The sequence below is a fragment of the Streptomyces sp. NPDC127106 genome, assembly GCF_042677605.1.
Classification (GTDB): Bacteria; Actinomycetota; Actinomycetes; order Streptomycetales; family Streptomycetaceae; genus Streptomyces.
Map to the genome: position 1 here is coordinate 68797 of NZ_JBHXTC010000012.1, position 13882 is coordinate 82678.

14 protein-coding genes are annotated in these 13882 nt (G+C 72.2%); 9 read left to right on the forward strand and 5 right to left on the reverse strand.

The window, feature by feature from the left end:
• Positions 1–62: 62 nt before the first annotated feature.
• A complete protein-coding gene (locus ACFVGY_RS13875) occupies positions 63–2348 on the reverse strand; it encodes a transglycosylase domain-containing protein (protein ID WP_385675838.1) in 2286 nt (761 codons plus the stop codon).
• A gap of 397 nt (positions 2349–2745) precedes the next feature.
• On the opposite strand from ACFVGY_RS13875, the gene ACFVGY_RS13880 reads away from it, so the two are divergent.
• Positions 2746–3096, forward strand: coding sequence for a WhiB family transcriptional regulator (locus ACFVGY_RS13880; protein WP_249766619.1), 351 nt, complete (start codon positions 2746–2748; stop codon positions 3094–3096).
• Between the two features lie 40 nt (positions 3097–3136).
• Here ACFVGY_RS13880 and ACFVGY_RS13885 read toward each other — a convergent pair whose 3' ends face one another.
• Together ACFVGY_RS13885 and ACFVGY_RS13890 are read right to left on the reverse strand one after the other, a co-directional pair.
• A complete protein-coding gene (locus tag ACFVGY_RS13885) occupies positions 3137–4468 on the reverse strand; it encodes an ArsA family ATPase (RefSeq protein WP_385675842.1) in 1332 nt (443 codons plus the stop codon).
• Positions 4465–5445, reverse strand: coding sequence for an ArsA family ATPase (locus ACFVGY_RS13890; protein WP_385675845.1), 981 nt, complete (start codon positions 5443–5445; stop codon positions 4465–4467). Before ACFVGY_RS13890 ends, ACFVGY_RS13885 begins: the two co-directional genes overlap by 4 nt.
• Positions 5446–5562: 117 nt before the next feature.
• Between ACFVGY_RS13890 and ACFVGY_RS13895 the strand changes: the two genes are divergently transcribed.
• The 5 genes from ACFVGY_RS13895 (at position 5563) to ACFVGY_RS13915 (ending at position 8455) form a co-directional block, all read left to right on the forward strand.
• Positions 5563–5724 carry a DUF4177 domain-containing protein gene (locus tag ACFVGY_RS13895; protein WP_007264966.1) on the forward strand — a complete coding sequence of 54 codons (162 nt, stop codon included), beginning with the start codon at positions 5563–5565 and terminating at the stop codon, positions 5722–5724.
• Complete coding sequence (locus ACFVGY_RS13900) at positions 5721–6194, forward strand: RidA family protein (RefSeq protein WP_385675848.1); 474 nt, start codon at positions 5721–5723, stop codon at positions 6192–6194. Before ACFVGY_RS13895 ends, ACFVGY_RS13900 begins: the two co-directional genes overlap by 4 nt.
• Before the next feature lie 205 nt (positions 6195–6399).
• Positions 6400–7311 carry an NUDIX hydrolase gene (locus ACFVGY_RS13905; RefSeq protein ID WP_385675851.1) on the forward strand — a complete coding sequence of 304 codons (912 nt, stop codon included), beginning with the start codon at positions 6400–6402 and terminating at the stop codon, positions 7309–7311.
• Complete coding sequence (locus ACFVGY_RS13910; protein WP_385675854.1) at positions 7308–8153, forward strand: MBL fold metallo-hydrolase; 846 nt, start codon at positions 7308–7310, stop codon at positions 8151–8153. Before ACFVGY_RS13905 ends, ACFVGY_RS13910 begins: the two co-directional genes overlap by 4 nt.
• Positions 8150–8455, forward strand: coding sequence for a hypothetical protein (locus tag ACFVGY_RS13915; RefSeq protein WP_385675857.1), 306 nt, complete (start codon positions 8150–8152; stop codon positions 8453–8455). Before ACFVGY_RS13910 ends, ACFVGY_RS13915 begins: the two co-directional genes overlap by 4 nt.
• Before the next feature lie 189 nt (positions 8456–8644).
• Here ACFVGY_RS13915 and ACFVGY_RS13920 read toward each other — a convergent pair whose 3' ends face one another.
• Positions 8645–9445, reverse strand: a complete 801-nt coding sequence (locus tag ACFVGY_RS13920; RefSeq protein WP_385675860.1) for a nucleotidyltransferase domain-containing protein — start codon at positions 9443–9445, stop codon at positions 8645–8647.
• A gap of 113 nt (positions 9446–9558) precedes the next feature.
• Complete coding sequence (locus ACFVGY_RS13925; protein ID WP_010473292.1) at positions 9559–10233, reverse strand: Crp/Fnr family transcriptional regulator; 675 nt, start codon at positions 10231–10233, stop codon at positions 9559–9561.
• A 308-nt stretch (positions 10234–10541) separates the two neighbouring features.
• Here ACFVGY_RS13925 and nth point away from each other — a divergent pair, with 308 nt between their 5' ends.
• The 3 genes from nth (at position 10542) to ACFVGY_RS13940 (ending at position 13595) form a co-directional block, all read left to right on the forward strand.
• Positions 10542–11354, forward strand: a complete 813-nt coding sequence (gene nth / locus ACFVGY_RS13930; protein WP_385675966.1) for an endonuclease III — start codon at positions 10542–10544, stop codon at positions 11352–11354.
• A gap of 173 nt (positions 11355–11527) precedes the next feature.
• A complete protein-coding gene (locus ACFVGY_RS13935) occupies positions 11528–12379 on the forward strand; it encodes an NUDIX hydrolase (protein ID WP_385675863.1) in 852 nt (283 codons plus the stop codon).
• A 13-nt stretch (positions 12380–12392) separates the two neighbouring features.
• A complete protein-coding gene (locus tag ACFVGY_RS13940) occupies positions 12393–13595 on the forward strand; it encodes a MarP family serine protease (RefSeq protein WP_385675866.1) in 1203 nt (400 codons plus the stop codon).
• Positions 13596–13882: the final 287 nt, after the last annotated feature.

Here is a 13882-nt window from a genome sequence, read left to right on the forward strand (position 1 = left end):
GCCCGGTGCCGATCGGCACCGGGCCCCTCCCGTTTCTCCGTTCTCCGTTCTCCGTTCCTCCGCTACTCCGCGTCGCGGCCGCCGATCACGCCCGGCTCCAGGGTGATTCCGGGGAACGGGTTCGTCGGTGTGGTGCCCCCGCCCGTGGTGGCGCCGCCGCCCGTGGTCGGGCCGTCGGGCTTGACGTCGCCACCGGGCTTCCTGGGCTTGTTGGGCTTGGTGGGCTTCGTCGGGGTGGTCGGCGGGGTGGGCTTGCCGGTGCCGCCGGTCCCGCCGGGGTTGCCGGTGTCGGGGAGGCCGACCGTGACGAAACTCGGGGCCTCGCGGCCGGCGAGGGCCCCGCTGACGGCCTGCTTCCAGATCGGGCCGGGGAGCCCGCCGCCGTACACCTTGTCGTAGTACTGGCCGCCGATGGTGATGTTCTCCATCGACACCTGCTTGGAGCCGCCGGAGCCGACCCAGGTCGCGCCGGACATGTTCGGCGTGTAGCCGACGAACCAGGCGTTGTAGCGACTGTCGGTGGTGCCCGTCTTGCCCGCGTTCTGCCGGTCGGTCAGGCCCGCGGCCGTACCCGTACCGGAGTCGACCACGCCGAGGAGCAGGCTGTTGATGGTGTCGGCGGTCCGCTCCGACATCACCCGCTCGCACTTGGACTTCGGCACGGACAGCGCCTTGCCGTGGGCGTCGGTGATGGACTCGATGGAGACGGGGGTGCAGTACGTGCCGCGGTTGGCGAAGGTCGCGTAGGCGTTGGCCATGGTCAGCGGCGACATGCCCTCGGTGCCGAGCGCGATGGCCGGGACCTCGGGCAGCTTGGTGCCGTCGGCCGGGATCACGCCGAGCTTGGTGGTCATCTCGGTGACCGGGCACACGCCCGTCTCGTGGATCATCTGCACGAAGTAGGTGTTGACCGACTTGGCCATCGCCTGGTTCATGCCGTACGGGCCGACCTCGGACTCCTGCTCGTTCTCCAGGCGTTCGTGGGCGGTGTTGACCCAGGGCTTGTCGCCGCAGGTCCGCACCGGGCTCGGGTACTCCATCTGGTACGGCGAGGAGTACACCCTGCCGGGGGAGATGCCCTCCTCCAGGGCCGCGGCCGCGACGAACGGCTTGAAGGTCGAGCCGGTCGGGAAGCCGAAGCTGGATCCGCCCATCCGCTTGTCGACGGAGAAGTTGATCTGCGTCTCGTTCTTGTTGAAGCCGTACGGCTTGGACTGGCCCATGGCGACGACCCGGCCGGTGCCCGGCTGGACCAGGGTGACGGCCGTGGCGACCTTGTCGTCCTGGCTGACGTGGTCCTTGATCGACTCGTTGACGGAGTCCTGCGACTGCGGGTCCAGCGTCGTACGGACGGTCAGGCCGCCCCGGTTCCACAGCTTGGCCCGCTCCTCGCGGGTCTTGCCGAACACCGGGTCGGTCAGGAACGTGTTGCGCACGTAGTCGCAGAAGAAGCCGGCGCCCTTGACGGCGGTGATGCAGCCGTTCTTGGGTCGGGTCACCTTCAGCTGGACCGGCTTCTTCTTCGCCTCGTCCGCCTCGGCCTGCGAGATGTCCTTCACGTCGGCCATCCGCTGGAGGACGACGTTGCGGCGCTTCATCGCCTCCTGGCTGTCGTTCACCGGGTCGTACCGGCTGGGCGACTGCACGAGGCCGGCGAGCAGGGCCGACTCGTCCAGGGTGAGGTCCTTGGCCGGCTTGCTGAAGTAGCGCTGGGACGCGGACTCGATGCCGTACGCCTGCTGGCCGAAGTACGTGATGTTGAGGTAGTTCTCGAGGATCTTCTTCTTCCCGAGCTCCTCCTCGACCTGGATCGAGAACTTCAGCTCGCGGATCTTGCGCCCGAGGCTCTTCTCCTGGGCCTCGCGCACCTTGGTCTCGTCGTCGCCGGCCTCCTCGACGAAGACGTTCTTCACGTACTGCTGGGTGAGCGTCGAGGCGCCCTGGGCGGCGCCGCCCTCCTGCGCGTTGCGGTTGACCGCGCGCAGGATGCCCTTGAGGTCGACGGCGCCGTGTTCGTAGAAGCGCGAGTCCTCGATCGCGACGATCGCCTTCTGCATGTACGGCGAGATGGCCGTGAGCGGGACCACTTGCCGGTCGCGCGAGTACACCGTGGCGATCAGGCCACCCTCGGCGTCCAGGATCGTGGTGCGCTGACTGAGCGGCGGGGTCTTGAGATTGGCCGGGATCTCGTCGAATCCCTCTACTGTGCCCTTGGCGGCCAGCCCGAGGGCTCCGGCGCCCGGGATGGCGATGCCTGCCAGAACGACTCCGGAGAGAACGGACAGCCCGAGGAACTTGGCGGCCTGCTGCGGCCCCGTGAGCCCGGCGCCCGAGCGCTTCTTTCCCATGGAGGGCAGCCTACGTTCTCATTCGCCGGACACACGCGAATGCCTTGGCCTAAGCTGTCCCCAACTGTCACAGCAGTGCGGTGCGACATCAACCCCTCGGCTTGATTTTCACCCTTCCCGAATGGGGTGAACTCATGTCCGAATCTCACCGCTCACCCTGACGGCCGGTCGTCCACAGTCCGCCGATTTCATCCGAATCGCCGGAACGGTCCGGCATGTCGTTCGATCACTCCGTCGGGTGATCTGCCGCTTACCCATAGTCCGTTCGGGCCATTCAAGATTGGGCCCGTCGGGGGTGTTGCGCCGTCCCCGCCTTCCGTAACGTCCTCAACTGGCAGCGGTGAATATGCCGCTACCGCCGTGGGGGAGCCTCGATTCGGGAGAGGACGGCGCCGGGATGGGCTGGGTAACCGACTGGAGTGCGCAGGCAGCCTGCCGCACTACCGATCCGGATGAACTGTTCGTTCAAGGAGCGGCACAGAACAGGGCCAAGGCGGTGTGCACCGGGTGTCCGGTGCGGACCGAGTGCCTGGCCGACGCGCTCGACAATCGTGTCGAGTTCGGCGTGTGGGGCGGAATGACCGAGCGGGAGCGTCGCGCGTTGCTGCGCCGGCGTCCCACCGTCACCTCGTGGCGGCGGCTGCTCGAGACCGCGCGCACGGAGTACGAACGCAGCACGGGCATCCTCACCGTGGATGTCGATGCGGAGATGGACGTCCCGTACGAGACCTACGCGGCGGCCGGGTAGATCCCCAGCCGTTCCGCGTACACCGGTGCCGTACGGTCGCCTACGCTCCGGCCGGAATCCCGGCCGCGAGTCGTTCTCCGATGGCCCGCAGCCCGGCGAGGTCGTGCACATCGCCGGGCAGGGCGGCCACCTCGGTCACCGCCACCTCGGGGTGCCGTGAGGTGAACTGGTCGCGTGTGCGCTGCTCGCGCGCGATCACCAGCATGCGTTCTGCGTGCAGGCGCAGCAGTCCTGCCGCGATCTCGTCCGCTTCCACGTCCGAGCCCGCGGTCGTGCCCGCGTCGGCGTCGGCATCCGTTTCGGCGTTCGTTTCGGCGCACGCGTCGGCGTCCGAGCCCGCGTCCGGGCCCGGCTCCGCGTGCACGTCTTCTGCGGCCGAGTCACGAAGTCCAGCTTTCCCGGCCTCCTGATCCACAATGCCGTTCCGCTCAAGATTGTCTGCGGCGGCCAGGGCGCGCTCTGCGGACAGCCCGTCAGCGCCGCTGCCGTGCACCCGGTTCAGGACGAGCCCGGCCAGCGGCATCCGCTCCGCGGCCAGCCGCTCCACGAAGTACGCGGCCTCGCGCAGGGCGTCCGGCTCGGGCGCCGCCACCACCAGGAAGGCCGTCCCCGGAGCCTGCAGCAGCCGGAACGTCGCGTCCGCGCGGGTGCGGAAACCGCCGAACATCGTGTCCATCGCCGCCACGAAGGTCTGCACGTCCTTCAGCAGCGAAGCGCCCATCAGCTTGCTGAGAGTGCCCGTCATCAGCGACATGCCGACGTTGAGGAACTTCATCCCCGCTCGGCCGCCGACCTTCGCCGGAGCCATCAGCACCCGGATGAACTTCCCGTCCAGGAACGACCCGAGCCGCTTCGGCGCGTCGAGGAAGTCCAGCGCGGACCGGCTCGGCGGGGTGTCCACCACGATCAGGTCCCAGTCGTCCCGGGCCCGCAGCTGCCCCAGCTTCTCCATCGCCATGTACTCCTGCGTGCCCGCGAAGCCGGCCGACAGGGACTGGTAGAAGGGGTTGGCCAGGATCGCCCCGGCCCGCTCCGGGTCCGCGTGCGCCTCGACGATCTCGTCGAAGGTCCGCTTCATGTCCAGCATCATGGCGTGCAGTTCACCGCCGTCGGCGGCCACACCGGAGACCCTGCGCGGGGTGTTGTCGAGGGAGTCGATCCCCATCGACTGGGCCAGCCGGCGCGCCGGGTCGATGGTCAGCACGACCACCTTCCGCCCCCGCTCCGCCGCCCGCAGGCCCAGGGCCGCGGCGGTCGTGGTCTTGCCGACCCCGCCCGCGCCGCAGCACACGATGATCCGGGTGTCGCGGTCGTCCAGCAGCCCGTCCACGGACAGCTCCGGCGACGACGACGTGCCCACGGCCTCACTCATTCCTCGCCCGCCTGTTTCCGCAGCTCCGAGGCCAGCTCGTAGAGCCCGGCCAGATCCATCCCCGCGCCGAGCAGCGGGAGTTCGTACGTCGGCACCGCCAGCTCCCGCAGCACCGCCCGCTGCGCGCGCTCCAGCTCCACCCGGCTCGCGTGCTCGGCGGCCTGCGCGAGCAGCGGATCCACCAGCCGCTCCGCCTGTCCGCCGCGCCGGGCGCCGCCCAGCCCCGCCCGGGCCAGCGCCCGGGCCACGCCGGCGCGGTGCTCGTTGCCCGCGGCCCGCAGCGCCTCCTCGTCCAGATGGTGCGGCCGGACCATGTTGACCACGACCCGCCCCACCGGGAGCCCGGCCTCCACCAGTTCGGCGATCCCGTCGGCGGTCTCCTGGACGGGCATCTCCTCCAGCAGCGTGACCAGGTGGACCGCCGTCTCGGGGGACTTCAGCACCTTCATCACGGCCTGCGCCTGGTTGTGGATCGGCCCGAACCGGGCCAGCCCCGCCACCTCGTCGTTGACGTTCAGGAAACGGGTGATCCGGCCCGTCGGCGGCGCGTCCATGATCACGTGGTCGTACACGTACCGGCCGGCCTTGTCCTTGCGGCGCACCGCCTCGCACGCCTTGCCGGTCAGCAGCACGTCGCGCAGCCCGGGCGCGATCGTCGTCGCGAAGTCGATGGCCCCGAGCTTCTTCAGCGCGCGGCCTGCCGAGCCGAGCTTGTAGAACATCTGGAGGTAGTCCAACAGCGCCCGCTCCGCGTCGATGGCGAGCGCGAACACCTCCCCGCCGCCCGGGGCGACGGCGATCTTGCGTTCCTCGTACGGGAGCTCTTCCGTCCCGAAGAGCTGTGCGATCCCCTGCCTGCCCTCGACCTCCACCAGAAGCGTCCGCCTGCCCTCGCGTGCGAGGGCGAGCGCGAGTGCCGCGGCAACCGTGGTCTTTCCGGTTCCGCCCTTGCCGCTGACCACCTGGAGCCTGCTCACAGCCTCTGAGCCTAACCACTCGGCCCTCGCGCCGCGCAGGACCCTCTCCCCCCGGTCGGAGCCGGGGCCCGGCCGGGCGGGCGTTTCCCCGGTGCGACAGGCGATACGCTCGCCCCCATGACCAAGAAGTTCGAATACGCGACGGTCCCGCTGCTGGTCCACGCCACCAAGCAGATCCTGGACACCTGGGGCGAGGACGGCTGGGAGCTCGTCCAGGTCGTGCCCGGCCCGAACAACCCCGAGCAGCTCGTGGCCTACCTCAAGCGGGAGAAGGCATGAGCGGCGCCGTCGAAGCGAAGCTGGCCGAGCTCGGCCTGACCCTCCCCGAGGTCGCCGCCCCGCTGGCTGCGTACCAGCCGGCCGTCCGCTCGGGCAACTACGTGTTCACCGCGGGCCAGCTCCCGATGGTCAAGGGCAGCCTGCCCGTCACCGGCAAGGTCGGTGCCGAGGTCTCGCCCGAGCAGGCCAAGGAGCTCGCCGCCACCTGCGCGCTGAACGCCCTGGCCGCCGTGAAGTCCGTCGCGGGCGACCTCGACCGGATCGCGCGCGTCGTGAAGGTCGTCGGCTTCGTCGCCTCGGCACCCGACTTCACGGCCCAGCCCGCCGTCCTCAACGGTGCGAGCGAGCTCCTCGGCGAGGTGCTCGGCGACAAGGGCGTCCACGCCCGCAGCGCGGTGGGCGTGGCGGTGCTCCCGCTCGACGCCCCGGTCGAGGTCGAGATCCAGGTCGAGCTGCTGCCCGACGCCTGACCGGCCCCGAGCAGTGCCGGGCCCGCACGCCGACGGCGCGCGGGCCCGCTGACGGCGCGGGCCCGCTGACGGCGCGGGCCCGCTGACGGCGCGGGCCCGCTGACGGCGCGGGCCCACTGACGGCGCGGGCCCCAGGACGGCGCGCGGGCCCGCCCACGGCAGCCGGCTCTCGAACATCGGGCCGGATGCCCGTAGCATCCCGGGCATGCCCAACGGTGAGCAGGGACAGCAGCAGACACACGGAGCCACCCCCGCCGGAGGGCAGTGGTACCCGCCGGAGTGGCCCGACCGGATCCGCGCGCTCGCGGACGGCTCCCTCACGCCGGTGGAGCCCAGACGGGCCGCCACCGTGATGCTGCTGAAGGACACCGCGGCCGGCCCGGTCGTGCACATGCTGCGCCGGCGGGCCTCCATGGCCTTCGCCGGCGGCGCGTACGCCTACCCCGGCGGCGCCGTCGACCCGCGCGACGAGGACCGCCTCGTCGGCTGGGCCGGGCCCGGCCTGGACGCGTGGGCGGCCCGCCTGGGCACCGATGCCCGTACCGCCCAGGCCATCGTCTGCGGGGCCGTCCGCGAGACGTTCGAGGAGGCGGGCGTGCTCCTCGCGGGCGAGACCGCCGACACCGTCGTCGGGGACACCACCGGCGAGGACTGGGAGGCCGACCGGCAGGCCCTCGTCGCCCGCGAGCTGTCCTTCGCCGCCTTCCTCGACCGCCGCGGCCTGCGGCTGCGCTCCGACCTCCTCGGCGCCTGGGCCCGCTGGATCACCCCGGAGTTCGAGCCGCGCCGCTACGACACCTGGTTCTTCGTCGCAGCCCTCCCCGAGGGCCAGCGCACCCGCAACGCCTCCACCGAGGCCGACCGGACCGTCTGGATCCGCCCCGCCGAGGCCGCGGACGGCTACGACAAGGGCGAGCTGCTGATGATGCCGCCCACCATCTCCACCCTGCGGTCCCTGGAGCCGTACCGGAGCGCCGCCGACGCCCTCGCCGCGGCCACCGGCCGGGACCTGGAACCCGTACTGGCGCAGGCGGCGCTGGAGAACGGCGAGGTGGTGCTCAGCTGGCCCGGGCACGACGAGTTCACCAAGCGCGTCACCTTCGGAGGTGGGTCGTGACCGACGCCGCAGCCCTGCCCGGACAGCCGCGCGGAGTGGTCTCCTCCGGCCCGGCCACCGCCCGCGCCACGAACGTCCTGGCCCCCAACGCCTCGGCCATGACCCTCGACGGCACCAACACCTGGCTCGTTGCCGAGCCCGATTCCGATCTCGCCGTCGTCATCGACCCCGGCCCGCTGGACGAGGCGCACCTGCGGGCGGTCGTCGAGACCGCCGAGCGCGCGGGCAAGCGCATCGCGCTGACCCTCCTCACGCACGGCCACCCCGACCACGCCGCGGGGGCCGGCCGCTTCGCGGAGCTCACCGGCAGCAAGGTCCGCGCCCTGGACCCGACCCTGCGCCTCGGCGACGAAGGGCTGGCCGCCGGGGACGTGATCCGCACCGGCGGCCTGGAGCTGCGCGTGGTCCCCACCCCCGGGCACACCGCCGACTCGCTCTGCTTCCACCTGCCCGCCGACCGGGCCGTCCTGACCGGCGACACGATCCTCGGCCGCGGCACCACCGTCGTCGCCCACCCCGACGGGCGCCTCGGTGACTACCTCGACTCGCTGCGCCGGCTGCGCTCCCTGACGGTCGACGACGGCGTGCACACCGTGCTGCCCGGCCACGGCCCGGTGCTGGACGACGCCCAGGGCGCCGTCGAGTTCTACCTCGCCCACCGCGCGCACCGGCTCGCCCAGGTCGAGACCGCCGTCGAGAACGGCTACACCACCCCCCAGGAGGTCGTCGCCCACGTCTACGCGGACGTCGACCGCTCCCTGTGGCCCGCCGCCGAATGGTCCGTGCGCGCCCAGCTGGAGTACCTTCAAGATCACGGATTGATTCCCGGGGGACCCGAATGAACACGCTGATCGTGCTGCTCGTCGTACTCGCCTGCGCCGCGTGGACCGCCTCGACGGTGACCCTGCGCATGAAGGCACTGGAGCGCAGGGCGGAGCGGCTGGAGCGGCGCCTGGGCCTCGTCCTGGACCACCTGGGCGTCGAGGAGCCGGAGCCGGCGGGCCTGGAGGGCGTACGGGCGCTGCTGCGCGAGGGCCGCACGATCGAGGCGATCAAGGCGTACCGGGCGGCCACCGGGGCGGACCTGGTCGAGGCCAAGCGGGCCGTCGAGGCACTGGCGGAAGCCGTTCCGGCCCGCGCCTGAGGCCGCCCGCGTCCCGGCCTGCAGGCGGGCCGGCGAGCCCGCCCTCCGGGCGGTTCGAGCGGTACGTGGTGAAGTCGGCTGCGGTTCGGCAGCGCCCCGACGCGGCGCGGCGAACTGCGCGACCGGCCGCCACGGGCCCGCACACGATCGCCGGTCCGTCACCGCACCTCCCGCAGAGCGCCGGAGCGCTCAGCGCGGGGACTTCGTGCCCAGCCGGGCCGTGTACTCCTCCGCCAGCCACGGCCCGAGGTCCTGGACGAACACCCGCAGCACGGCGGGGTCGCAGACCGGCTCCAGCGCCACCTCGGCCGCGGCCCGCATCTGCGCCGCGCGCTGCGGGTAGTACCGCCCGAAGACCTCCGCGGACTCGGTGAGGTCGCTGGTCCAGCCGCCCCAGCGCGGCATGACGAGCGTGAGCCCGGTGCGCACCAGGTGCCGGGTGACGGCGCGGCTGAGCCGCCGGACGTCGCCGGGTGCGGCCGCCGCGTCCAGCCGGGACCGCCAGCGGGGCAGGAGGGCGGCCAGGTCGCCGTTGGTCTCGCGGGCCAGCAGGGCGTCCGGACGGTAGCGGGGCAGCTCTTCGGCGAGGTCGGGGCCGAGCAGCGGGGTGCACAGGCAGGCCAGGAACCAACCCAGGTCGTACCGTTCCTGCTCGCTCAGCAGCCGGTCCCGGCCGTACTGCAGCACGCCGACCCCGTCGATCTGCGGGAACTCCTCGTCGAGGGTCCGTGCCAGCACCTCGGCGGTGTCCCGGTCCTCGGCGGCGGGCTCGTGGTGCAGGGCGAGCAGGACGTCGAGGTCGGAGCGCTCCGGGCGGGCGGTGCCGCGCGGCACGGAGCCGTACAGGTAGGCGCTGTGCAGCCGGGGTCCGTACGCGTCGGCGATCAGGCTGCGCGCGGCGGCGACGACCGGTTCGAACGGCTCCTGCACCCGGTCCAGCGAGCCTTCCCGCTCCACGTACCCGTACGCGTCCACTCCCCGAGGTTCCATGGCCCCACTGTGCCCGGTGGCGGGCGTGCCGGCGCGCGCGGGGCACAGCAGCACGAAGGGGTCCCGCCCGGACCACCGGGCAGGACCCCCTCTCGGTTCGCGGGGGGCGTACGTCAGCGCGAGCGCTTGGCCAGTCGCTCCACGTCCAGCAGGATCACCGCGCGGGCCTCCAGGCGGAGCCAGCCGCGGCCGGCGAAGTCGGCCAGGGCCTTGTTCACGGTCTCGCGGGAGGCGCCGACGAGCTGGGCGAGCTCCTCCTGCGTCAGGTCGTGCACGACGTGGATGCCCTCCTCCGACTGCACGCCGAACCGGCGCGACAGGTCCAGGAGCGCACGGGCCACGCGGCCCGGAACGTCGGAGAAGACCAGGTCGGACATCTGGTCGTTGGTCTTGCGCAGGCGGCGGGCCACCGCGCGCAGCAGGGCGCTCGCCACCTCGGGCCGGGCGTTCAGCCAGGGCTGGAGGTCGCCGTGGCCCAGACCGAGGAGCTTGACCTCGGTGAGGGCGGTGGCGGTGGCGGTGCGCGGGCCCGGGTCGAACAGCGAGAGCTCGCCGATCAGCTCGCCGGGGCCGAGGACGGCCAGCATGTTCTCGCGGCCGTCGGGGGAGGTGCGGTGCAGCTTGACCTTGCCCTCGGTCACGACGTACAGCCGGTCACCGGGGTCGCCCTCGTGGAACAGGGCGTCACCGCGTGCGAGAGTCACCTCGCTCATGGAGGCGCGGAGCTCCGCGGCCTGCTCGTCATCGAGCGCCGCGAAGAGCGGGGCGCGCCGCAGAACGTCGTCCACGAGTCTCTCTCCTATGTCGACCAGCTCAGGGGACCGTGTTCCCCATTTTGCCGGACGCCTCAAACAGTGCGATCAATCACAAGGATGCCGGACGTACGGGCATGCTGTGCGGCGAGAGGCCAATCGGGGTGGTGTTACCTGAGGTCCGGGCGGGTTCGGGCGGCCGGGCTTAGGCTGGCCGGGTGTCCAATAAGCCGGTGAGAGCACAGGCCAAGGGGTCCGCGCGAGTGACGCGCGCGGCCGATTCAGCTGTGGGCGAACAGGCCTCCGGGGAGGCGCCCGCGCGGCCCCGGAAGCCCGAGCAGGGCCTGCCGAAGCCCCCGGGCAAAGCTTCGGCCAAGAAAACGGAATCCCGTCTGGCCCTGGTGCGCCGCGCCCGCAGGATCAACCGTGAGCTGGCCGAGGTCTACCCGTACGCCCATCCCGAACTCGACTTCCGGAACCCCTTCGAGCTGCTGGTCGCGACCGTCCTGTCCGCCCAGACCACCGATCTCCGGGTCAACCAGACGACGCCGGCCCTCTTCGCCGCGTACCCGACCCCGGAGGACATGGCGGCGGCCGTGCCCGAAGAACTGGAGGAGATCATCCGGCCGACCGGGTTCTTCCGGGCGAAGGCCAAGGCCCTGCTCGGCCTCTCGCAGGCCCTGCGGGACGATTTCGGCGGGGAGGTCCCGGGCCGTCTGGAGGAGCTGGTGACCCTGCCGGGCGTCGGCCGCAAGACAGCCAACGTGGTGCTCGGCAACGCGTTCGGTGTCCCCGGCATCACCGTGGACACCCACTTCGGGCGGCTGGTGCGGCGCTGGAAGTGGACCGAGCAGGAGGACCCGGAGAAGGTCGAGGCGGAGATCTGCGCGATCTTCCCCAAGAGCGAGTGGACGATGCTCTCGCACCGCGTCGTCTTCCACGGCCGCCGCATCTGCCATGCGCGCCGGCCGGCCTGCGGCGCCTGCCCGATCGCGCCGCTCTGCCCCGCGTACGGGGAGGGCGAGACGGATCCGGAGAAGGCGAAGAAGCTGCTGAAGTACGAGAAGGGCGGCCAGCCGGGCCAGCGGCTGAACCCGCCGCCGGACTACCCGGGCCTTCCGGCCCAGCCGCTGGGCGGAGCCCCGGCGGCGGTCTGAGGGGTCCGAACAGGGCGCGGGCCGCCGCCCACGGCGGCCCGCGGTGGAACGAATCCGGACCGGGGCGGCGTTGTCCCGGTGTCGGCACGGGGTCGGCGCGGGTCGGGACGGGGTCGGGCCGGCGCCGGCAACAGCATCGGTGGCAACAGCAACGGTAGGGAGCAGGGGTGCCTATGACGCGCGGAGCGCGGGACGACAGCGGAGTGGCCCGGGCGGCCGCGCCACCGGCGCGGGACCACGGTCCGGGAGCCGGACCGGACGCCGTGCCGGCCGGCGGTCAGGACGCCGTGCCGGCAGCCGGTCGGGACACCGGTCCGGATACCGGTCAAGTCGCCGGACCGGGCTCCGCGAGGCGCCGCGACCTGCGCCTGAGCACCCAGGGCCTGCCCGACTGGCTGGATCCCGTCGTGGAGGCCGTGCGGACGGTCCGTCCGACCCAGCTCAGCCGGTTCCTGCCGCCCGAGGACGGCCGGGGCCGCCAGTCCGCGGTCCTCATCCTCTTCGGCCGGGGCCCTTCCGGCCCCGAGCTGCTGCTCATGGAGCGGGCCGGAAGCCTGCGTTCCCACCCCGGCCAGCCCTCCTTCCCCGGCGGCGCCCTCGACCCTGAGGACGGCGACCCGCACACCACGGGCCCGTTGCACGCCGCGCTGCGCGAGGCCGAGGAGGAGACCGGGCTCGACCCCGCCGGGGTCCAGCTGTTCGGTGTGCTGCCGCGCCTGTACATCCCGGTCAGCGAGTTCGTCGTGACCCCGGTCCTGGGCTGGTGGCGCGAGCCGAGCCCGGTGGGCGCCGTGGATCCGGCCGAGACCGCCCGCGTGTTCACCGTGCCCGTGTCCGATCTCACGGACCCCGCGAACCGCGCCACTGCCGTGCACCCCAGTGGCCACCTGGGCCCCGCCTTCACCGTGAACGACGCTCTGGTCTGGGGTTTTACCGCCGGAGTGATCGACCGGATGCTGCACTTCGCAGGCTGGGAGCGCCCATGGGACCGGTCGAGGCAGGTCCCGCTCGACTGGCGCGCATGAGACGGTGGCCCACGTGAACGTGCTGGACATCCTGCTGCTGGTCGCTGCCGTGTGGTTCGCGATCGTCGGCTACCGCCAGGGTTTCGTCGTCGGCATCCTGTCGGTGATCGGCTTCCTGGGCGGTGGCCTCATCGCCATGTCCGTCCTCCCGCTGGTCTGGGACAAGGTGACCGACAACGGCACGAAGGTGTCCACCACGGTCGTGGTGATCGCCGTCGTCGTCGTCATCGTCTGCGCCTCCATCGGACAGGCCTTCACCACCCACCTCGGCAACCGCCTGCGCCGCCACATCACGTGGTCGCCCGCGCGGATCCTCGACGCCACCGGCGGCGCCCTCGTGAACGTCGTCGCGATGCTGCTCGTCGCGTGGCTCATCGGATCGGCGCTCGCCGGCACCTCGCTGCCCACGCTGGGCAAGGAGGTCCGCAACTCCAAGGTGCTGCTGGGGGTGTCGCGGGTGCTGCCGACCCAGGCCGGTACCTGGTTCTCGGACTTCACCTCCACCCTCGCCCAGAACGGCTTCCCGCAGGTCTTCAGCCCGTTCTCCAACGAGCCCATCACCGAGGTCAGGGCGCCCGACCCGGCCCTGGCGCAGAGCCCCGTGGCCGCGGCGGCCAAGCGCTCGATCGTGAAGGTCGTCGGCACCGCGCCCAGTTGCAGCAAGGTGCTGGAGGGCACCGGCTTCGTCTTCGCCCCCGGCAAGGTCATGACCAACGCGCACGTCGTCGGCGGCGTCACCGAGCCGACCGTGCAGATCGGCGGCGAGGGCAAGCTGTACGACGGAAAGGTCGTGCTCTACGACTGGGAGCGCGACATCGCCGTCCTCGACGTGCCCAAGCTGAAGGCGCCGCCGCTGGAATGGGCCGACAAGGACGCGATGAGCGGCAGCGACGCGATCGTCGCGGGCTTCCCGGAGAACGGCGCCTACGACGTCCGCTCGGCGCGCGTCCGCGGCCGGATCAACGCCAACGGCCCGGACATCTACCACCGGGGCACCGTCCGCCGCGACGTGTACTCGCTGTTCGCGACCGTCCGCCAGGGCAATTCGGGCGGCCCGCTGCTGACCTCGGACGGCAGGGTGTACGGAGTCGTCTTCGCGAAGTCCCTCGACGACCCGAACACCGGCTACGCGCTGACGGCGGACGAGGTCCGCGACGACATCCGGATCGGGAAGACCGCCGAACGGCGGGTCGACAGCCAGGCCTGCGCCCTGTGAGCCGTACGGACGGGTGACCCCGTACGGGTGGGTGACGCTCCCGCCCGTACGGCCCCGGCCCCGCCCCGACTAAGTACGTGGATGGCGCAGCCGCGCCGACACCCAGCGGGCCCGGCGGCGCAGGATGCGTGGAATCCCGAGTCGGGGGTCGCGGCCTTCGCGGCCGGTCCTCCCGTGCCCGCCCGGCGTCACTGCCGGGCGGTGGTCGTGTGCGGTGTCACCGTGGTCGTGCGTCCAGCCCATACAACGAGCTGTGCCCGGGCGCCAAGGTCGGTAACCCCGTCCGG